An 18,663-nucleotide genomic window follows, 5' to 3' on the forward strand; every position below is an offset into this window, starting at 1 on the left:
CATCAACGAAATTTCACGGAATTGAAGCTGCGTCTCGGCCGTATTCAGGCCTTGCTCGTTACACTGGGTGCAGATTTTTCAAGGTATTTTTGTGTTTTTGATTCAACGTTTGACGCTGGTTTTGGCTGGCGCTCTGCTGTTTGCAGCGTCGACTGCGCAGGCTGCTCACCCGATTTTTGTACTTAATTCTTTGGACGCAAACGTCAGCGTCATTGATCCTGTCACATGGCAGGAAACGCGTCGCATCGCCACAGGCAAAGAGCCTCACCACATCTATCTCACGCCTGATGAAAAATCAGTCATCGTGGCCAATGCGGGGGGGGACTCGCTCACGTTCATTGATCCTCGCACGGCCGAAGTGCAACGCGTGGTGCGCGGCACCATCGACCCGTATCAGCTGCGTTTTTCGCCCGACATGAAATGGTTTGTCACCGTGGCCAATCGGTTGAACCACATCGACATTTACCGCTGGGATGGCAAAGAGCTGACGCTGGCCAAGCGCATTCCATCGAGCAAAACGCCCAGCCATATATGGATTGACACCAAAAGCACCACGGCCTACGCCACCATGCAAGACAGCGATGAGTTGGTGGCGGTCGACTTGGCCACGCAAACGCTGAAGTGGCGCGTCAAAACAGGCAAGATGCCCGCAGACGTGTTTGGCACACCGAACGATAAATACCTTTTGGTCGGCCTCACAGGCGATGACCATGTGCAAGTGTTTGATGTGTCGGGTGCGCAACCCAAGGTGTTCAAAACTATTCCCACAGGCGCGGGCGCCCACGCGTTTCGTGCTGCGGGTGATGGACGCCATGTGTTTGTCGGCAACCGAGTAGCCAACACGATCAACAAAATCGACTACACCGCGCTGGAGTCGGTCATGCAGTTTCCAGCGCCCGGTGGGCCTGATTGCATGGAGGTCACGGCCGATGGCAAGTTGTTGTTCGTGTCGTCACGCTGGATAAAAAAAATGAGCGTGATTGACACCACAACGGGCCAGCTGGTGCGCCAAGTCAAAGTGGGCAAATCGCCTCACGGCATTTGGACCCTAGACCACGCCAAGCGTTATTGATGATGCGTAAGCGCGGTGTGTTTCGTGAATGGGGCATGGCTGCGCTGGCGACTGTCAGCCTGGCCTGTCATGCCGCAGCACCGTGTAACAAGCCGCTTTACCTCACGTTTGACACAGGCCACATGGGAGTGGCTCCTTTGATCGCCGATGTGTTGAACCGTCAGAACGTGAAGGTTACTTTTTTCGCGGCCAACGAAGTCACCAAAGAGGGGGATGGCTCCCTGGGTAACCATTGGGCATCTTGGTGGAAGGCGCGCGGTGCAGAAGGCCATGCCTTTGCTTCGCACACGTTTGACCATGTGTATTGGCGCTCCGATTTGCCACGTGGCAGCTGGCAAATGCGTCCCACGGCAGGGGCCAGCAAAGGTCAAACCGAGGTGTGGACCAGCCAGCGCTACTGCGACCAATTGCAGCTGGCCAACACACGCTTAGAACAACTCACAGGTGTGAAGCCTTTGCCCTTGTTTCGTGCGCCTGGTGGCAAGACATCGCCCTCCTTGTTAAGTGCTGCCAAGCAGTGCGGCTTTGCCCATGTGGGCTGGGCCGATGCGGGTTTCTTGGGTGATGAGTTGCCCAGCGACAAATACCCCAATGCGTTGCTGTTGCAGCGTGCCTTGAACAATATTCGTTCTGGAGATATTTTGATGGCGCACCTCGGCATTTGGTCACGCCAAGACCCGTGGGCGCCTGCGGTGTTAGAGCCTTTGCTTGAAGGCCTCAAAGCCAAAGGGTTTTGTTTTGCCACGCTCAAAGAGCATCCAAAATTCGCGGCATGGACACGTTGATTGATTTATTCGCCAACACCCAAGCGGCGTTGTACGAAAGCGTGATGCAGCCCGTGGCGTTTGCCTTGGGATTGGGCAACCGCTTGGAAGAGGTCTTCAATGGCACGGGCTGGTTGTTGGTTGGGGTGTTGCAAATTTTGGTCATGGTGACCGTCATTGGCCCTTTGCAGCGCTGGCGCCCCGTAGAGGTGTTGACCGACGCACGTGCTGTTCGTACCGATGTGATTTACACGCTCATTCATCGATTGGGTTTGTTTCGCGTGGTCTTGTTTTTGGCGGTTGACCCCGTGCTCGATACGCTGATGGGTGAGTTGCGTGTGCAAGGCTTTGGTACGTTTCACTTGGAAGATGTGTGGCCAGGCGTCACCGATGGACCGCTGGCGAGCTTTGTGATCTACCTGGTGGTGTTTGACTTCGTTAATTACTGGTTGCATCGCGCTCAGCACCAGTGGAACTGGTGGTGGGCTTTACATGCGGTGCACCACTCACAGCGCCAAATGACGCAGTGGACGGACAACCGCAACCATTTGTTGGATGACTTGATTGGCGCTGTGATTTGGGTGTGCATCGCGCAACTCATTGGCATTGCGCCAACTCAGTTTGTGGCTGTGGTGGCGATCACGCAATTGTTTGAAAACTTTCAGCATGCCAATTTGCGCATCAGCTTTGGGGTCATTGGTGAGCGTGTGTGGGTGAGCCCACGGTTTCATCGCTTGCACCATGCGATTGGGTTAGGGCACGAAACAACGCAGGGAGCCAACACAGTTCTCGGTGGCCATAACTTTGGTGTGCTCTTGCCATGGTGGGATGTGCTCTTTGGAACCGCCAACTTTGACCCACGCTTTGAAGCCACGGGTATCCGTGACCAAGTGGAAGAAGGGGTTGATTACGGCGAAGGTTTCTGGTCGCAGCAGCGATTAGGTATGAAACGCCTCATGCAGGCTCTAGGCTTGACTTCCCTCCGTTAAGTACCTGCGGTATGCTTTTGGCATGCGCTTGTTTTTAGATTCCTTTTGGCGTGCGTTCGCATATTGCTTGATGCCGCGCGTCATGGTCCTCTCACTGTTGCCGCTGGCCATGCTGCTGGTGCTGTCTGTGAGTTGGGGGTATTTCTATTGGGCGCCCACGCAAGATTGGGTGCGTGAGATGCTGGCCTCATGGCAAGTGCTGCAAGGCATGCTGGATTGGTTGCAAGACCATGGTGCGGGTGAGCTGCAGGCGGTCATGGTGCCTTTGGTCGTGATTTTTGCCATCACGCCCATCTTGGTGATCATCTCTTTGTTGGCTGTGTCGTTGATGATGACGCCCGCCTTGGTCGATTTGGTGGTGCAACGCCGCTTTGCCCATTTGGCGCTCAAACATGGTGGCACGGCCTTGACCAGTTTGGCTTGGACAGTGGGTTCCACGCTCATCGCTGTGATGGCCATGCTCATCACCTTGCCATTGTGGGCTGTGCCGCCGTTGATGTTCATCATTCCACCGCTGATTTGGGGCTGGCTAAGCTACCGCGTGATGGTGTTTGATACGCTGGTGTTGCACGCCAGTCGCGAGGAACGATTGGCGATTGGGCGACAGCACCGCATTTGGTTGCTCCTGATTGGTGTACTGACTGGTTATCTGGGCGCTTTACCCAGTTTGGTCTGGGCCTCGGGTGCTGTGTTTGCCGCCGCATTTTTGGTACTCATTCCGTTGGCCATTTGGATTTATGCCTTGGTTTTTGCTTTCACTTCCCTATGGTTTGCGCATTACAGCTTGGGGGCGCTAGAAGCCCTGCGCGCGGAGTCGGGTACGGTGGTGATGGGCGCCTCAGTGCCGTTGCCCACGGTAGCATCGGCAGATGACCCAAGCACACCCACCAGCCACTAATGCTCGGCCAGAGATTGGCCTCATCATCGTTGGCGATGAAATCCTCTCGGGCAAACGTGCCGACAAGCACATGCCTAAACTCATTGAGCTCTTAAGCGCACGCGGCCTGTCGCTCGATTGGGCGGATTACGTTGGCGATTCGCCCGAACGCATCACGCGAACGTTAGCCCGCGCATTTGAGAGCAACAGCGTTGTGTTTTCGTGTGGCGGCATTGGCGCAACGCCTGACGATCACACCCGTCAATGTGCCGCCAAGGCTTTGGGTGTCGATTTAAGCCTGCATCCTGAGGCGGCTGCCTTGATTCGTGAGCGTATGCAAGACGTGGCTAAAGAACAAGGCGTGCCATATGACCCTGAGCGTGATGACAACGTGCATCGCCTGAACATGGGTGTGTTTCCTGTGGGGGCTCACATCATTCCCAACCCATACAACAAGATTGCGGGTTTCAGTTGCCAAGGACCCGTCGGCGCAGTGCACTTTGTGCCGGGCTTTCCTGTCATGGCTTGGCCGATGATGGAATGGGTGCTCGACACGCATTACGCACATCTGTTTCAGCAAGGCGCTTGGGTTGAGCAGTCCATCATCATCTATGGTTCGATGGAAGCCACCATCACTCCGTTGATGGAAACGCTAGAGAGGGACTTTGAAGGCATCAAGGTGTTCAGCCTGCCCAGTGTCGATCACCCAGAACATGGCCGCCACATTGAGTTGGGTGTGAAAGGTGCGCCTGAAAAAGTTGCGCCTGCTTATGCGGCGATGTTGGCTGGCCTTCAACCATTCGGCTTTAAATTCGGCCCTGAATTGGTGCGTAAATAGATGAGAACCATTTTGGTGCAAAATTGCACCAAAATGGTTCGGTTGGTTTTTTCGAATTTACGGTGCCCCATCGGCTTTTGCTGCTAATTCGCGGCAATCTCGGTGCAAAATAGCCAACTTGGTGATGATGCCGATGACAGTCAATCAAGGTCCTTGCTGGCACAAAAACTGCATCCTCAAACCCTGAACACTTTTTAACCCAACCTACCCTAGCAGGAGAACTTGATGGCCAAGACCGTCGCAGACGTAATGAAAATGGTGAAAGAGAACGAAGTTAAATTCGTTGACTTCCGTTTCACCGATACCCGTGGTAAGTGGCAGCACATCACTGCGCCCGTGTCGCAGTTTGACGAGAGCAAGTTTGAAGACGGTCAAGCGTTTGACGGTTCTTCGATTGCTGGCTGGAAGGGCATTGAAGCCTCTGACATGTTGTTGATGCCTGATCCAAACAGCGCATTGATCGACCCCTTCTTCGAAGAAGTCACTTTGGTGTTGATCTGTGACGTGATCGAACCCACAGACGGCAAGGCCTACGAGCGTGACCCACGTTCCATCGCTAAGCGCGCTGAAACTTACCTCAAGCAATCTGGCTTGGGCGACACTGCTTATTTCGGTCCAGAACCAGAATTCTTCTTGTTTGACGAAGTGCGTTGGAGCACTGAGCCAAACAACACGTTCTACGCCATCAACGAATACGAAGGCCCATGGAACAGCGGCGAGAAAATCGAAGGCGGTAACCGCGGTCACCGTCCTCGCGTCAAAGGTGGCTACTTCCCAGTGCCTCCCGTTGACAGCACACACGACATGCGTAGCGAAATGTCCCTGATTCTCGAGTCAGTGGGTATTCCAGTTGAAGTGCACCACCACGAAGTGGCAGGCGCAGGCCAGTGCGAAATCGGTACCAAGTTCTCGACTTTGGTTGAGCGCGCTGACTGGACATTGCTGCAAAAGTACGTGATCCACAACGTGGCCAACGCTTACGGCAAAACTGCCACTTTTATGCCCAAGCCCTACGCTGGCGACAACGGTTCTGGCATGCACGTTCACCAGTCCATCTGGAAAGACGGCAAGAACTTGTTCGCAGGCAACGGCTACGCTGGCTTGTCTGATCTCGCCCTGTACTACATCGGCGGCATCATCAAGCACGCACGTGCTTTGAACGCGATCACCAACCCAGGTACCAACAGCTATAAGCGTTTGGTGCCTCACTTCGAAGCGCCAGTGAAATTGGCTTACTCTGCCAAAAACCGTTCTGCTTCGATTCGTATTCCTAACGTGGCTTCTGACAAAGCCCGCCGCGTGGAAGCTCGTTTCCCCGATCCATTGTGCAACCCTTACCTCGGCTTCGCAGCCTTGTTGATGGCTGGTTTGGACGGTATCGAGAACAAGATCCACCCAGGCGAAGCAGCGACCAAAGACTTGTACCACCTCCCACCCGAGGAAGACAAGTTGGTCCCAACCGTGTGCTCCAGCTTGGATCAAGCTTTGGAAGCCCTCGACAAAGACCGCGCCTTCTTGACCAAAGGCGGCGTGTTCACCGACGCATGGATCGACTCTTACATCGACTTGAAGATGCAAGAAGTCACACGCAGCCGTGTGGAAGTGTCTCCTGTCGAATACGACATGTACTACTCGCTGTAATTCGTTGCAACGACGCGTGCAATCAAAGGACGGCGCGAGCCGTCCTTTTTTGTTTCATCTCACTGTTTTATGCGTTTGAAATTGCTTCGTCTTCTTCATGTGTGGGTGTTCATGGGGTTGGTCGGTGTGGCGTGCATCGCTAACGCCACCTCGGAGCCGCAGCGGATTTATCGCTGCGGTAACGTCTACACCAATCAACCTGACCCAGCGTCCAACTGCAAGCCATTGGCCGGTGGCAGTGTGACGGTGATTGAAGGCACGAAAGTGCAAGGCGCAGCGGCGGGGGGGGCAAGCCCCAACGCAAGCGGTGGTGTGACCAAGGTGGACAGCACGGAGCAACGTCAGCGCGATGCACAAGCGCAGACGGTGTTGCAAGCCGAATTGCAAAAAGCACTCAAGCAGCATGCAGATTTGCTGCGTGTGTGGAACAACGGTGAACCCGAGCGTCTTGCAGATGAATTCCGTCAGCCTCAAAAATACCAAGACCGTGTGACACAAATACGTGGGGCTTTGCAGCGTGCAGAGGCTGATGTGGCAGGCTTACAGCGTGAGCTGTCTCGCATGACACCGGCTGCTCAAACGGGAGTTAAACCATGACAGGCTCAACAGGCGCATCGTCTGCACATTACACACAAGCCTTTGATTTGTTGGCCACCTTGGTGGCCGTGGTACGCACCGATGGTGTGGTGGTGTTTGCCAACGCAGCCCTCGAAGACGTCATGGGCGTATCGCGCCGCACCATTGAGGGCGCGAGATTGGCGAGCTACTTCAACGAGCCTCAGTCGTTGGAAAATGCCTTGCAAGGTGCACAGAGTCAGGCCTTTGCCACCTTGCGCTATGACGCGTTGCTGCGCCGCCCTTTGCAAGACCCATTGCCTGTGCACGTGATCGTGGCACCGACTGAGGTGATCGGCGAGGTGTTGGTGGAGTTGCTGCCTTTGGAGCAACAAACTCGCCAAGACCGCGAAGAGCGCTTGATTGACCAAGCGCAGGCTAACAAAGAGCTGATTCGCAACCTAGCGCACGAAATCAAAAATCCGCTGGGGGGCATTCGAGGTGCTGCACAGTTGTTGCAGATGGAGGTCGAAAGCAAAGACCTCATCGAATACACCCAAGTCATCATTCATGAAGCAGACCGTTTGCAGTTACTGGTGGACCGTTTGTTAGCCCCGCATCGTCGCCCGCATGTGGTGGGCGATGTGAATATCCATGAGGTCTGTGAGCGGGTTCGTAGCCTCATTCTGGCCGAGTTTCCAAAGGGTTTGCGTGTGGTGCGCGACTACGATACCTCGATCCCAGAGTTCCGAGGAGACCGTGAGCAGTTGATTCAAGCCGTGCTCAATATCACGCACAACGCGGCGCAAGCGCTAGTTGATCGCGTCGCTGAGGGGGATGCTGAAATTGTTCTGCGCACACGCATCAGCCGACAGGTGACATTTGGCAAACAACGCTATCGCTTGGCATTGGAATTGCATGTGATTGATAACGGGCCTGGCATTCCAGAAGACATCAAGGATCGGTTGTTCTTTCCTTTGGTGTCAGGGCGGGATGGCGGTTCGGGCTTGGGACTGAATTTGGCACAAACCTTTGTGCAGCAGCACCATGGCCTGATCGAGTGCGACAGCGTGCCGGGATGCACGGATTTCAAAATCCTTATCCCGCTGCCTTGAAGCCTCCAGTGGCTCCTAACTTAGAAATGAAAGTGCCGAGATGAAATCGATTTGGATTGTGGATGACGACCAGTCAATTCGCTTTGTGCTGGAGAAAGCCTTGCTGCGCGAGAACCTGCCGACGCGTAGCTTCACCAGCCCGCGCGAAGTGCTGCAGGCGCTCGACTCGGTGACGCAGGAGGAGTTTCCGCAAATTCTGGTGAGTGACATTCGCATGCCTGGCGGTTCGGGCTTGGATCTACTGACCAAAGTCAAAGAGCGTTTGCCTGCATTGCCCGTCATCATCATGACGGCTTTTTCGGATTTAGACAGCGCGGTGTCCGCCTTTCAAGGTGGTGCGTTTGAATATCTCCCCAAGCCCTTCGATCTGCCCAAGGCCGTGGAGTTGATTCGCCGCGCTTTGGATGAGAGCCAACGCGAACAAGCACAAACACAAGCGCAAGATGCCACGCCCGAAATGCTCGGTCAAGCACCCGCCATGCAAGACGTGTTTCGCGCCATTGGGCGACTCAGCCAAAGCAATGTGACGGTGATGATCACCGGTGAGAGCGGATCGGGTAAGGAGTTGGTTGCGCGTGCGCTGCACAAGCATTCACCACGCGGTGATGCGGGCAGCAAAGGCCCGTTTGTGGCCATCAATACGGCAGCGATTCCAAAGGACTTGTTGGAGAGTGAGCTTTTCGGTCACGAACGAGGCGCTTTCACTGGGGCGCAAACCACACGCCGAGGTCGCTTTGAGCAGGCTGAGGGCGGTACCTTGTTCTTGGATGAAATCGGCGATATGCCGTTTGATTTGCAAACACGTTTGCTCCGTGTCTTGAGCGATGGCACTTACTACCGCGTCGGTGGGCACAACGCCATCAAAGCCAATGTGCGCGTGATTGCTGCCACGCACCAAGACTTGGAAAAACGCGTCAAAGACGGCGTGTTCCGTGAAGATTTGTTCCACCGCTTGAACGTGATTCGTTTGCGTTTGCCTGCTTTGCGTGAACGCCGTGAAGACATTCCCACCTTAACGCGCCACTTTTTGCAGCAGAGTGCACAACAATTGGGCGTGGAGCCTAAGCGCATTGCAGATTCTGCACAAACAGTGCTCAATCAGTTTGCGTTTCCGGGCAACGTGCGTCAACTCGAAAATATTTGTCATTGGTTGACAGTGATGGCGCCGGCTCAGGTGATTGAACCCAAAGACTTGCCACCCGAGGTCACGCTCCCAGCTGACGCTTTGGCCGCGATCGGGCATGTTGGGCAAGACACATTGGGCGTGTTGTTAGCCCATGGATCAGACTCAGTCGGAGCTGTGGCACAGACGCACCAAGATGCGATGCCAATGGCACAAAACATTGGTGCGACTCCTGTGGTGCTGAACATGCCGGGCGCTGATTGGGAGCAAGGCCTCGAAGCTGAGGCTATGAGTTTGTTGGTGGCAGGCCGCACCGATGTGTGGGATGTGTTGGTGAATCGCGTGGAAGCCAAGTTGATTCAAACGGCGTTGGCCAACACGCGAGGCCGTCGCATAGAGGCCGCGCAAAAGTTGGGCATTGGCCGCAACACCATCACCCGCAAAATTCAAGAGTTGGGTTTAGACGATTAAGCCAGCGTCACCACCACCGGTGTGTGGTCGCTGGGGCGCTCGTTTTTGCGAGGTGCTTTGTCAATCACACACGCTTGCACGCTGGCTTTGAGTGCATCGCTTACCAAGATGTGATCAATGCGCAGGCCACGGTTGCGACGGAACGCAAACTCGCGATAGTCCCACCAGCTGTAGCTTTTTTCGGGCTGTTCAAACAATCGAAACGCGTCGTGTGTGCCGAGGTCAATCAGTGCTTGAAAGTGGGCACGCTCTTCCACCGTGCAGTGGATGGTGTTTTTCAAACCCACGGGGTCCCACACATCGCGGTCGTCCACAGTGATGTTGAAGTCGCCCATCAACACCAGCTTGGGGTGCTGTTTGAGTTCTTCGCGCAACCAATGTTGCAGCGCTTCGAGCCAGCGCATTTTGTAAACAAACTTGTCGCTGTCTGGCGCTTGCCCGTTGGGAAAGTACGCACCAATGACGCGCACATCGCCCACCGTACCTGCAATGACGCGGGCCATGTCGTCTTCAAAGCCTGGGATGTTTTTCACCACCTCAGTAATCGGTGTGCGCGAGAGCAGGGCCACACCGTTGTAGGTTTTTTGGCCGAAGAAGGCCACTTGATAGCCGGCGGCTTCAATGGCTTCGCGCGGAAATTTGTCGTCGGTGGTTTTGGTTTCTTGCAGCACCAAAGCGTCCACGGGGTTGGCTGCTAGCCAGTCCAATACCTGTGGCAAGCGCACGGTGAGCGAGTTGACATTCCAAGTGGCAAGTTGCATGACCATCAGATGTGAAGTGCGGCCATGATGCCGATGGCAATGCCAAAAGCGCCTGTGCCAAACATGGCGTATTCAAGCCACACCTTGCGTGTGAGCAACGCAATGGCAGCCAAGGCAATGGCGACTTGCAGCACCGTGGTGGCTTGTGCCCAGCGGTGATGCTGGTGCATTTGGGCTTCGGACATTTCGTCAAATTCTTTGGACTGCGCTTCGAGTTTTTCCGCGCCGGCTTTGATGTCGGCCTTCTCGGTTTTGTAGCGCTCAATTTGCGCTTGGTAATGTTCAGCCTTACTGGGAGGGGCCAACTCCAAAGCCAACTCCATCAAGTTTTGCTTGCTGCTTTTGGCTTGGTAGTAATTCCATTGGTTTGCTGCTTCGGTTTTTTTGATGGCTGCATCGTTTTTGTACAAGCCCGCTGCCGCTTGGGTCGCGCCGCCCATGTAGCCAAAGATCGCGCCCACCGTGGCAATGATGGCGGTGAACATGGCAATCTTGCTGGTGAAACCACCACCGCCGTGGCCTTGTGCGGCGTGTTCGAGTTCATGGTCATGCGGGCCATGCACGTGAAAACCGTGTTCAGACATTGAAAAGCTCCTGCTTAACGGGTGAGTGTGACAAAGCTGTAGGTCAAGCCGCTTGCCGCCACATGCGTGCTGCGTTCGGTCTCGGTCCAGCTGGCATCGAAGGTGGGGGCAAAGGCGTCGCCTTCAAAGTCGGCGTCGATTTCGGTCACGACGGCACGTTGAGCCAAGGGCATGGCTTGCGCGTATACCTCGGCGCCGCCGATCACCCACACTTGCGCATCGACGGGGCAGTGGGTGAGCGCATCTTCGATGGAGTGGGCCACCACAGCACCTTCGGAGGACCAATCACGTTGGCGCGTGACCACGATGTTGGTACGGCCCGGCAGTGGGCGAAATTTGGGTGGGAGCGATTCCCAAGTTTTGCGACCCATCACCACGGGCTGGCCGAGCGTGGTGTGTTTGAAGTGGGCCAAGTCCTCAGGCAAATGCCATGGCAGGGTGTTGTCTTTGCCAATCACGCCATTGCGCGCACGCGCAAAAATCAAATTCAAAGCCATGCTTGTACCGCCGCGCTCAAACCGCCACAGGGGCTTTGATGGCCTCGTGGCATTGGTAGTCCAACACCTCAAAGTCTTCGTACGTGTAGTCAAAGATCGAGGCAGGGTGGCGCTTGATGTTCAGCGTGGGGTAGGCAAACGGTGTGCGGCTGAGTTGCAGCTCCACTTGCTCGTGGTGGTTGCTGTAGATGTGGCAGTCACCGCCGGTCCAAATGAAGTCGCCCACATCGAGGTCGCATTGCTGCGCCACCATGTGGGTCAGCAGCGCATAGCTGGCGATGTTGAAAGGCACGCCCAAAAAGATATCGGCACTGCGCTGGTACAGCTGACAGCTGAGCTTGGCTTTTTCGCCTGGATTTTGTGCGGGCGCCACGTAGAACTGAAAGAAGGCATGGCAGGGCATGAGCGCCATCTTGTCGAGCTCGGCCACGTTCCATGCACTCACGATGATGCGGCGGCTGTCGGGGTTGTTTTTGAGCGTGTCGATGACTTGTTGGATTTGGTCAATGTGGCCACCATCAGGCGTGGGCCAGCTGCGCCATTGCACGCCGTACACGGGGCCGAGGTCGCCATCTTCGCGTGCCCACTCGTCCCAAATCGTCACGTTGCGTTCTTTGAGCCAGTTGTTGTTGCTTGAACCCGTCAAGAACCAGAGCAGCTCTTGAATGATGGAGCGCAAGTGCACTTTTTTGGTGGTCACCAGCGGAAAGCCTTCGTTCAAATCGAAGCGCATTTGGTAGCCAAACACACTGCGTGTGCCGGTGCCGGTGCGGTCGGTTTTGGTCACGCCGTGGGTGTACACATGGCGCATGAAGTCTTCATATTGCTGGCGAATGGGGCGCATCAGGGTAATCAAGTAAAAAGTTGCCTCAAGTTTAAGCGCTGAGGATTAAAGCTTAGTTAATAATTAAGTTTCCTACGCCATCAGGCGTATTGACGATTATTGTTCGCTCAGCGACATTAACTCTTTTATTTTTTGACAATTTCTCCAAAATCTGTCGAATATGACATCTACTGAGCCCATCCAATCCAAGCGTAGTGTGTACGACACCTGCGATCCGCATTACCTACGCCAACTGCGTGAAAAAGCAGGGATGGATTTGGTGGTTTTGGCGCGCACCGCATGTTTGTCTGTTGCGCAGGTTCGTCAGCTCGAGTCAGAAAACAGTGAGGGCTTGTTTTATTCTGATGCCATTAAGCGTCAAGCATACAAACGGCTGTTGATGATTTTGGGTGCGGAGCCTCCCACGGTCGAAGTGCCGGAGGATTTGCGAGATGCCAGCAAAGTGGCAGATGCGCATCTCAATACCTTAGATCAGATTGTGGCCATGAGTCATCAGCCTGCGATGAATCGATCGACTTCGGATGTGCTGGCTTCGGGGCTCAGTAAGTTGAAAGAGCACAGACAAGCATGGAGTGCTTCTTTACTTTTGCTTGGCGCTGTAGGCTTGTTTCTCGCGTACGGGCCACAGCCATGGATGGACGCGGCGCCTGTACAGACGGCTGCTTCGGAGGATCGTTCCTCCGCCAAGACGGTTTCGCCAATTTCAGAGTCCATGTTAGTGTCATCAGCACCGGCCTCGGCTGCCGTGGTTCAACTGCCTGTGCCCGTGGTTGAGCCTGTTGCGTCCGTCACGATGGCGCCGACACCGACACCGACACCAGCACCAGCACCAGCGGTGCAGACGCTGGCTGCAGCTTCAAGCCAAACAGCGTGTGCTTATTCGAGCGATGCAATGCCAGAGTTGACACCCTTTGTGGCGCAAAAAGAAGGTAAGTATGTGTATCTTGTGAGTTCAGTCAACACAGAGATTTGTGTGGTTGACGGTCATAAACAGGCCACTGCTGTTCTGCTCAAAGCGGGTGAGAATCGCAGCATTTATGGTGTGGCGCCATGGCAAGTCTCAGCGCTTCAATTGCCCAAAGTTCAGTTGTATTTTCAGGGGGGCCGAGTGACCATCCCTGAGCGTGCAACGCGAGTGAAATTGATAGAAGCCCCCGTTCAGCGTTGATGCCCATGTTTAAAAAGATCAAGTTCGGGCAACCCGATCCTGCTTTCTCAACAGAAAAAACCATCATTGGTCAATCGGCTGTCGTGGTGGGCAACATCGTCTCGCAGGACGTTGTGCAACTGAAAGGGCATGTTGTGGGCAATATTGATGTCAATGGCAGTCCTAATGCGCAGCTGTCTGTGTTATCGCAAGCCCATGTAGAAGGTGACATCAATGCACAGCAAGCTGTGGTGGATGGTGTTGTGACGGGCAATATTGAATCAGCAGGTCGTGTCGAGCTGCACTCCGGTGCAGATGTGAAAGGTAACATTTCATATGCCACGATGGCCATTGAGCACGGTGCCAAACTCTACGGCATGATGAGTAGCCACGATGACAAGCAATCTTGATCGTCTGCAGACGTTGGGGCACGTTATCGTGATTGATGATGACGCATCCGTTCGCCGCAGTTTGTGCACCATGCTCGAACGTGCGGGCTATGCAGTGAGTTTGTATGAAAGTGCCGATGCTTTTTTAAATCATCCGGCGGTGCCTTCGCCATCGGTCATTCTTCTTGACATGCGGATGCCGGGTACAACGGGTGTGGGGCTGCAAACTCAGTTGAAAACAATCGCGCAGCATGTGCCAGTGATCTTTGTGAGTGGGGACAGCCGCCCTGAAGAAATCATTGCCGCGATGAAACAGGGTGCCATCGACTTTTTGCTCAAACCCTTCACCGCACAGACGATGATGGAGGTCATTCAGCGCGCCATGCGTTTATCTCAGCAAGCGGTGGTGAATGCTCACAAAAACATGCAGGTCTCAGAGCGTTTGCAAAAGCTGACCCCGCGTGAGGTGGAGGTCTGTCACTGGATGGTCAGGGGATATTCCAATCAGCAAATTGCCAGCCTCGATGGTGGTGCTTCAGCCACCATCAAGTTGCATCGTGCACGTGTGATGGACAAGATGGGTGCTGACACTTTGCCAGAATTGATTGATATGTTGGTTGGCATTGATTTACCAAGCCCGCAACGTCAGCTCTGATCGGTGGTCGATGCGTTTGCTTTGGCATGCTTCAAACGCAAGCGTACGTGCAAAGCACATGCGGTGAACAACACCACGCACAGCGCTGTTTCAACAAGCGCCAAGTAGTTGCTAGGAGATGCATCACTCCAAGCGCGGACTACGCCCTCTGTGAAGTACAGCCAAATCAACAGGCTCAACCAACGGTAGGTGTACATGCGGTTTTTGAGTAAGCCAGTCAGAGGAAAACACAGGGGCAGTACCTTGAGTGCGAGCAATGTCCCGCCTGGTCGCAGCGGTGCGAGCCACAGCTCCCATGCCAATCCCAGCACGATGAGCGCGATCAAGCTAGTCACAGCCAACAAGCGTGTGAGCGTGACATGACGCAATGAAATTTCTTGTGGAGCGAGGGGCAAGTCGTGCATAGAAAGTGGGATGATTCAACTCCATGATTGTCTCGCATCTCAAACTCTTCTTTGCCCGTCTTCCAGACTTTCCTTGGGCGCACGCTACCCAAACTTTACGCGCACGTTTTCGCGAAGACCGTTTGGGCCAAACCGCAGGTAGTTTGACCTACACCACCATCATTGCTTTGGTACCGATGGTCACGGTGGCCTTGGCTGTTTTGACAGCTTTCCCAGTGTTTGGCGACTTTCAAACCGTTTTGCAAAAGCGTTTGATTGAGAGCTTTGTGCCCGACAACATTTCGCGCCAAGTGCTGGGCTATATCACCCAATTTGCCAGCAAGGCTAGTCGCTTGGGCGTGGCTGGTGTCATGGCCTTGTTGTTGTCGGCTTTAGCCTTGGTATTCACGATTGACCGCACGCTCAACGCCATTTGGCGCGTGCGCCACCGTCGCCCCTTACCGCAGACCATGTTGTTGTATTGGTCTGCCGTGACTTTGGGGCCATTGCTGATGAGTGCCAGCTTTGTTCTGATGTCACAAGTGGTGGCTGTTTCCCAGGGCTTGGTGTCTGACACACCCAACAGCTTACGTTGGCTGTTGAATCTATTGGAGTTCGGTTTGATGGTCTGGGCTGTGAGTGCTTTGTTCAAGTTCGTGCCTTACACCCAAGTGCGTTGGAGTCATGCCCTGATTGGTGGGTTATGGGTGGGTATTGCCACAGAAGTTGCACGCAAAGTACTGGTCTATTACTTTGGCAAGATGAGCGGCTACTCATCCATCTATGGCGCATTTGCCACCTTGCCTATCCTGTTCATTTGGATTTACTTGGCTTGGGCCATTGTGCTGATAGGCGCGGTGTTGGTGGCCAACTTGCCCAGCTTGGTGGGCGGCATCAAGCGTGATGGGCGCAGTGTGGGTTGGCGTTTTCAGCTGGCGCTAGAGGTGTTGCAACGCCTCAATGTGGCGCGCCACGCCGATGAGCGAGGCTTGAGCCTTATGCAGCTGTGCGAGGCCTTGCACCTGGACCCGCTGCAGCTTGAAGAAGTGTTGACCACTTTGGTCGACCTCGATTGGGTGGGCCGCTTGAGCGAATCCACCAACGTGCATCAAGACGCACAAGCCTCACGCTATGTGTTGTTGGCGGACCCCCACCAAACCTTGCTCACGCCCTTGATGGACCGTTTGCTCTTGGTGCGCAGCGTCGAGAGCGAAGGCTTGTGGATGAAGTGGCAGGACCTTCGCTTGCGCGATGTGCTGTGAGTCAGCGCGCCAATAAAAAGTCTTTCAACGCTTTCAAAGTTTCCTCGGGTGATTCGGTCATTTGGTGATGTCCCATGGGCACATTGACCACGCGGTAGGTTTTGCCACTGGCCTTGGCTTGATCGATCAAGCTCTTGGCGGCTTTGGGCGGCGTCATTTGGTCGCTCGCGCCCAACACAAAGAGCACAGGGCAGGTGAGCTCGCTCATCGCTTCTAGCCCGCCTGCATAGCTGTCGCAAGCCACAAAGCCGCGATGAAAAATGTTCACCTTGGGGTTGCTGGCCAGCACGCGGCGGCCTAGCGCCATCGACGCGCCATACACCCAGGTGCCGGGGCCAAGTGCCGAGGGCGGCGCGGCCAACGTGGCGCGTGAAAACACATTCACCATCTGCAGCGCTTTCATGGGCTCGTTGAGTGACGCCTCAATCAACGCAGGCGTCACCTTCATCGGAAACGCTGTGCCCACCAAAACAGCATGGGTGATGCGGTCTTTCAAATTCGCCGCTGCTTGCAACGCTATGAGAGAACCCCAGCTGTGGCCCACCAAGGCGGCTTGTTTCACACCCGCAGCATCGAGAAGGTCGGTCACGAAGTGGGCCGCTTCTTCCACGCTGCTGGGCGCTTCGCCGCCGCTGCGGCCGTGGCCGGGCAGGTCCACCGCCAATACATTGAAGCCGTGGTGCGCCAAGTAGCGGCTCTGCAAAATCCACACGCTGTGGTCATTCAGCACGCCGTGAATGAAGACCACCGTGGGCTTGGCGGCCTCGAAGTCTTTGCCGCCGGTGTAGGCATACGCCTCGTAGGCGGGCGCATGGTGAGGGTGCAGGGTGAGCTTCATTTAGGCACCTGCTTTCTCTGCGGCTTTCAAGGCGCGTTTCAAATCGTCAATCAAATCGGTAGCGTCTTCTAGTCCGATGGACAAACGAATCGTGCCAGGGCCAATGCCTGCATTGCTTAATGCGTCGTCGCTCATGCGGAAGTGCGTGGTGCTGGCGGGGTGAATCACCAAGCTACGGCAGTCACCCACATTGGCGAGGTGGCTGAAAATTTTCAAGGCTTCAATGAAGGCCTTGCCTTGTTCGCGGCTGCCAGCAATGTCAAAACTGAACACCGAGCCCGCGCCGCGTGCGCCAAAGCGCAACAGTCTCCCGGCCAACGCGTGGCTGTGGTGGCTCTCCATCAGGGGGTGGCCGACGCGACTCACCAGTGGATGGCTGGCCAAGAACTGCACCACTTTTTCGGTGTTGGCCATGTGACGGTCCATACGCAGTGAAAGGGTTTCGATGCCTTGCAAAATCAGCCACGCGCTGTGCGGGCTCATGCATGCGCCAAAGTCGCGCAAGCCTTCGCGGCGGGCTCGCAGCAAAAACGCACCCACCGTGCTTTCTTCGCTGAACACCATGTTGTGAAAGCCTTCGTAGCTTTGCGTCAGTTCTGGGAACTTGCCACTTTTCTCCCAATCAAAGCTGCCGCTGTCCACCACCACGCCACCTATCACGGTGCCATGGCCGCTCAAAAACTTGGTGGCTGAGTGGTAAACCAAATCAGCGCCCAGCTCAAAGGGTTTGACCAAATAGGGCGTGGTGAGTGTGCTGTCCACCAACAGTGGCACACCGGCTTCGTGCGCAATGGTCGAAACCGCTGGGATGTCCAACACATCCAAGCCGGGATTGCCAACCGTCTCGCCAAAAAACAATTTGGTGTTGGGTCGCACAGCGGCGCGCCAGGCGTCGAGGTCGTTGGGTTTGACGAACGTGGTCTCAATGCCAAAGCGGCTCAGGGTGTAGTGCAGCAAGTTGTGCGAGCCGCCATACAAGGCTGTGCTGGCCACGATGTGCGAGCCCGCGCCCATGAGGGTGGCCACACACAAATGCAAAGCTGCTTGCCCGCTGGCCGTGGTGATGGCCCCAATGCCGCCTTCAAGCGCGGCCACGCGTTGCTCCAGCACCGCATTCGTGGGGTTGCTGATGCGGCTATACACATGACCGGCACGCTCAAGGTTAAACAGCGAGGCCGCATGTTCGCTGGACTCAAACACAAACGAGGTGCTGAGATGAATGGGCACGGCGCGAGCGCCGGTGGCGGGGTCGGGCGCTGCGCCTGCGTGCAGGGCGAGCGTGTCAAAGCTGGGGTCGTTGTAGCCGGGCATGGTTTCCTCGGGTGTTTTGTCAGAATTTCGTTAGTCATTGTGGGCTATATTTCGACCATATTTGGAGGAGATAACCATGAAAGTCAGCGATATCCTGCGCGTCAAAGGCCAAAGCGGTGGCACCTTGTTCACCATCGATCCGATGGAGCCCTTGGTATCTGCCGTCAGCATCATGGCCGAAAAAGATATGGGTTCTTTGTTGGTCATGGAGCATGGTGATCTGGTCGGCTTGCTGACTTTCCGTGAAGTGATTCAAGCGCTCAACCGCAATGGTGGTACCTTGGGTGACTTCACCGTGCGCAGCGCCATGGACGACCATCCCCTCACATGTACCCCTGAAACCGACATTGACGATGTGCGCCGCATGATGCTTGAGAGCCATGCGCGCTACATGCCTGTGATTGGTAACCGTCAACTCCAAGGCGTGATCAGCTTTTACGACGTGGCCAAGTCGGTGGTGGACAGCCAAAACTTTGAAAACAAGATGCTCAAGGCCTACATCAAAGACTGGCCCAGTGGCACGCCAGACCCAGACGACAAGTAAGCA

At 55.2% G+C, this 18,663-nt stretch carries 21 protein-coding genes; 14 read left to right on the forward strand and 7 right to left on the reverse strand.

Annotation, left to right across the window (positions count from 1 at the left end; all coding sequences use genetic code 11):
- Nucleotides 1-109 precede the first annotated feature (109 nt).
- The 9 genes from QMG27_RS04285 to ntrC all read left to right on the forward strand — a co-directional run bounded on the left by QMG27_RS04285 (nt 110) and on the right by ntrC (nt 9,445).
- Entirely contained in the window at nt 110-1,072 is a 963-nt protein-coding gene (locus tag QMG27_RS04285; RefSeq protein WP_281814521.1) for a YncE family protein, read from the forward strand.
- A gap of 35 nt (nt 1,073-1,107) precedes the next feature.
- Nucleotides 1,108-1,857 carry a polysaccharide deacetylase family protein gene (locus tag QMG27_RS04290; protein ID WP_281814523.1) on the forward strand — a complete coding sequence of 250 codons (750 nt, stop codon included), beginning with the start codon at nt 1,108-1,110 and terminating at the stop codon, nt 1,855-1,857.
- The gene (locus QMG27_RS04295; RefSeq protein ID WP_281813545.1) at nt 1,845-2,825 is read left to right on the forward strand and encodes a sterol desaturase family protein; all 981 of its coding nucleotides are present in this window, start codon (nt 1,845-1,847) and stop codon (nt 2,823-2,825) included. Before QMG27_RS04290 ends, QMG27_RS04295 begins: the two co-directional genes overlap by 13 nt.
- Nucleotides 2,826-2,847: 22 nt before the next feature.
- Nucleotides 2,848-3,723, forward strand: a complete 876-nt coding sequence (locus QMG27_RS04300) for an EI24 domain-containing protein (protein ID WP_281813547.1) — start codon at nt 2,848-2,850, stop codon at nt 3,721-3,723.
- Nucleotides 3,695-4,540 (forward strand): molybdopterin-binding protein, encoded by an 846-nt coding sequence (locus QMG27_RS04305; RefSeq protein ID WP_281813549.1) that lies wholly within the window; start codon nt 3,695-3,697, stop codon nt 4,538-4,540. Before QMG27_RS04300 ends, QMG27_RS04305 begins: the two co-directional genes overlap by 29 nt.
- A gap of 225 nt (nt 4,541-4,765) precedes the next feature.
- Nucleotides 4,766-6,181, forward strand: coding sequence for a type I glutamate--ammonia ligase (glnA, locus tag QMG27_RS04310; protein ID WP_281813551.1), 1,416 nt, complete (start codon nt 4,766-4,768; stop codon nt 6,179-6,181).
- An 81-nt stretch (nt 6,182-6,262) separates the two neighbouring features.
- Nucleotides 6,263-6,778, forward strand: a complete 516-nt coding sequence (locus QMG27_RS04315; RefSeq protein ID WP_281813553.1) for a hypothetical protein — start codon at nt 6,263-6,265, stop codon at nt 6,776-6,778.
- Entirely contained in the window at nt 6,775-7,851 is a 1,077-nt protein-coding gene (gene glnL / locus QMG27_RS04320; RefSeq protein WP_281813555.1) for a nitrogen regulation protein NR(II), read from the forward strand. Before QMG27_RS04315 ends, glnL begins: the two co-directional genes overlap by 4 nt.
- 40 nt (nt 7,852-7,891) lie before the next feature.
- A complete protein-coding gene (gene ntrC, locus QMG27_RS04325; RefSeq protein WP_281813557.1) occupies nt 7,892-9,445 on the forward strand; it encodes a nitrogen regulation protein NR(I) in 1,554 nt (517 codons plus the stop codon).
- Here ntrC and xth read toward each other — a convergent pair.
- The 4 genes from xth to QMG27_RS04345 are packed head-to-tail and all read right to left on the reverse strand — an operon-like array spanning nt 9,442 to nt 12,131.
- Nucleotides 9,442-10,206, reverse strand: a complete 765-nt coding sequence (xth, locus tag QMG27_RS04330; protein ID WP_281813559.1) for an exodeoxyribonuclease III — start codon at nt 10,204-10,206, stop codon at nt 9,442-9,444. The genes ntrC and xth overlap by 4 nt on opposite strands.
- A 5-nt stretch (nt 10,207-10,211) precedes the next feature.
- Entirely contained in the window at nt 10,212-10,790 is a 579-nt protein-coding gene (locus QMG27_RS04335; RefSeq protein WP_281813561.1) for a DUF4337 domain-containing protein, read from the reverse strand.
- A gap of 14 nt (nt 10,791-10,804) precedes the next feature.
- Nucleotides 10,805-11,287 carry a dihydrofolate reductase gene (locus tag QMG27_RS04340; RefSeq protein WP_281813563.1) on the reverse strand — a complete coding sequence of 161 codons (483 nt, stop codon included), beginning with the start codon at nt 11,285-11,287 and terminating at the stop codon, nt 10,805-10,807.
- Nucleotides 11,288-11,303: 16 nt separating this feature from the next.
- On the reverse strand, nt 11,304-12,131 hold the full coding sequence (locus QMG27_RS04345; RefSeq protein WP_281813565.1) for a thymidylate synthase: 828 nt from the start codon (nt 12,129-12,131) through the stop codon (nt 11,304-11,306).
- A gap of 160 nt (nt 12,132-12,291) precedes the next feature.
- Here QMG27_RS04345 and QMG27_RS04350 point away from each other — a divergent pair, with 160 nt between their 5' ends.
- The 3 genes from QMG27_RS04350 to QMG27_RS04360 are packed head-to-tail and all read left to right on the forward strand — an operon-like array spanning nt 12,292 to nt 14,322.
- Entirely contained in the window at nt 12,292-13,299 is a 1,008-nt protein-coding gene (locus QMG27_RS04350) for a helix-turn-helix transcriptional regulator (RefSeq protein ID WP_281813568.1), read from the forward strand.
- A 5-nt stretch (nt 13,300-13,304) separates the two neighbouring features.
- On the forward strand, nt 13,305-13,688 hold the full coding sequence (locus QMG27_RS04355) for a polymer-forming cytoskeletal protein (RefSeq protein ID WP_281813570.1): 384 nt from the start codon (nt 13,305-13,307) through the stop codon (nt 13,686-13,688).
- The gene (locus QMG27_RS04360) at nt 13,672-14,322 is read left to right on the forward strand and encodes a response regulator (protein ID WP_281813572.1); all 651 of its coding nucleotides are present in this window, start codon (nt 13,672-13,674) and stop codon (nt 14,320-14,322) included. The genes QMG27_RS04355 and QMG27_RS04360 overlap by 17 nt, the downstream gene beginning before the upstream one ends.
- Here QMG27_RS04360 and QMG27_RS04365 read toward each other — a convergent pair.
- Nucleotides 14,313-14,726 carry a DUF2069 domain-containing protein gene (locus QMG27_RS04365; protein ID WP_281813575.1) on the reverse strand — a complete coding sequence of 138 codons (414 nt, stop codon included), beginning with the start codon at nt 14,724-14,726 and terminating at the stop codon, nt 14,313-14,315. The genes QMG27_RS04360 and QMG27_RS04365 overlap by 10 nt on opposite strands.
- Nucleotides 14,727-14,749: 23 nt before the next feature.
- On the opposite strand from QMG27_RS04365, the gene QMG27_RS04370 reads away from it, so the two are divergent.
- Nucleotides 14,750-15,967 carry a YihY family inner membrane protein gene (locus QMG27_RS04370; RefSeq protein WP_281813577.1) on the forward strand — a complete coding sequence of 406 codons (1,218 nt, stop codon included), beginning with the start codon at nt 14,750-14,752 and terminating at the stop codon, nt 15,965-15,967.
- 1 nt (nt 15,968) lies between these two features.
- Here the strand turns inward: QMG27_RS04370 and QMG27_RS04375 are convergent, their stop codons facing one another.
- Both QMG27_RS04375 and QMG27_RS04380 read right to left on the reverse strand, forming a co-directional pair.
- Nucleotides 15,969-16,805 carry an alpha/beta hydrolase gene (locus QMG27_RS04375; protein WP_281813580.1) on the reverse strand — a complete coding sequence of 279 codons (837 nt, stop codon included), beginning with the start codon at nt 16,803-16,805 and terminating at the stop codon, nt 15,969-15,971.
- Nucleotides 16,806-18,116: an O-acetylhomoserine aminocarboxypropyltransferase gene (locus QMG27_RS04380; RefSeq protein WP_281813583.1), complete on the reverse strand. Its 1,311-nt coding sequence runs from the start codon at nt 18,114-18,116 to the stop codon at nt 16,806-16,808.
- A 76-nt stretch (nt 18,117-18,192) separates the two neighbouring features.
- Here QMG27_RS04380 and QMG27_RS04385 point away from each other — a divergent pair, with 76 nt between their 5' ends.
- On the forward strand, nt 18,193-18,660 hold the full coding sequence (locus QMG27_RS04385; RefSeq protein ID WP_281813586.1) for a CBS domain-containing protein: 468 nt from the start codon (nt 18,193-18,195) through the stop codon (nt 18,658-18,660).
- Nucleotides 18,661-18,663 lie beyond the last annotated feature (3 nt).

Source organism: Limnohabitans sp. MORI2 (genome assembly GCF_027925025.1).
In the GTDB taxonomy this organism is placed as follows: domain Bacteria; phylum Pseudomonadota; class Gammaproteobacteria; order Burkholderiales; family Burkholderiaceae_C; genus Limnohabitans.

Bases quoted from the DNA above. Each gene is read 5' to 3' on its own strand.
- QMG27_RS04290 (WP_281814523.1), top strand. From the start codon at position 1,108: ATGGCTGCGCTGGCGACTGTCAGCCTGGCCTGTCATGCCGCAGCACCG.
- QMG27_RS04295 (WP_281813545.1), top strand. From the start codon at position 1,845: ATGGACACGTTGATTGATTTATTCGCCAACACCCAAGCGGCGTTGTAC.
- QMG27_RS04300 (WP_281813547.1), top strand. From the start codon at position 2,848: ATGCGCTTGTTTTTAGATTCCTTTTGGCGTGCGTTCGCATATTGCTTG.
- QMG27_RS04305 (WP_281813549.1), top strand. From the start codon at position 3,695: ATGACCCAAGCACACCCACCAGCCACTAATGCTCGGCCAGAGATTGGC.
- glnA (WP_281813551.1), top strand. From the start codon at position 4,766: ATGGCCAAGACCGTCGCAGACGTAATGAAAATGGTGAAAGAGAACGAA.
- glnL (WP_281813555.1), top strand. From the start codon at position 6,775: ATGACAGGCTCAACAGGCGCATCGTCTGCACATTACACACAAGCCTTT.
- ntrC (WP_281813557.1), top strand. From the start codon at position 7,892: ATGAAATCGATTTGGATTGTGGATGACGACCAGTCAATTCGCTTTGTG.
- xth (WP_281813559.1), bottom strand. From the start codon at position 10,206: ATGCAACTTGCCACTTGGAATGTCAACTCGCTCACCGTGCGCTTGCCA.
- QMG27_RS04335 (WP_281813561.1), bottom strand. From the start codon at position 10,790: ATGTCTGAACACGGTTTTCACGTGCATGGCCCGCATGACCATGAACTC.
- QMG27_RS04340 (WP_281813563.1), bottom strand. From the start codon at position 11,287: ATGGCTTTGAATTTGATTTTTGCGCGTGCGCGCAATGGCGTGATTGGC.
- QMG27_RS04345 (WP_281813565.1), bottom strand. From the start codon at position 12,131: ATGCGCCCCATTCGCCAGCAATATGAAGACTTCATGCGCCATGTGTAC.
- QMG27_RS04350 (WP_281813568.1), top strand. From the start codon at position 12,292: ATGACATCTACTGAGCCCATCCAATCCAAGCGTAGTGTGTACGACACC.
- QMG27_RS04355 (WP_281813570.1), top strand. From the start codon at position 13,305: ATGTTTAAAAAGATCAAGTTCGGGCAACCCGATCCTGCTTTCTCAACA.
- QMG27_RS04360 (WP_281813572.1), top strand. From the start codon at position 13,672: ATGACAAGCAATCTTGATCGTCTGCAGACGTTGGGGCACGTTATCGTG.
- QMG27_RS04365 (WP_281813575.1), bottom strand. From the start codon at position 14,726: ATGCACGACTTGCCCCTCGCTCCACAAGAAATTTCATTGCGTCATGTC.
- QMG27_RS04370 (WP_281813577.1), top strand. From the start codon at position 14,750: ATGATTGTCTCGCATCTCAAACTCTTCTTTGCCCGTCTTCCAGACTTT.
- QMG27_RS04375 (WP_281813580.1), bottom strand. From the start codon at position 16,805: ATGAAGCTCACCCTGCACCCTCACCATGCGCCCGCCTACGAGGCGTAT.
- QMG27_RS04380 (WP_281813583.1), bottom strand. From the start codon at position 18,116: ATGCCCGGCTACAACGACCCCAGCTTTGACACGCTCGCCCTGCACGCA.
- QMG27_RS04385 (WP_281813586.1), top strand. From the start codon at position 18,193: ATGAAAGTCAGCGATATCCTGCGCGTCAAAGGCCAAAGCGGTGGCACC.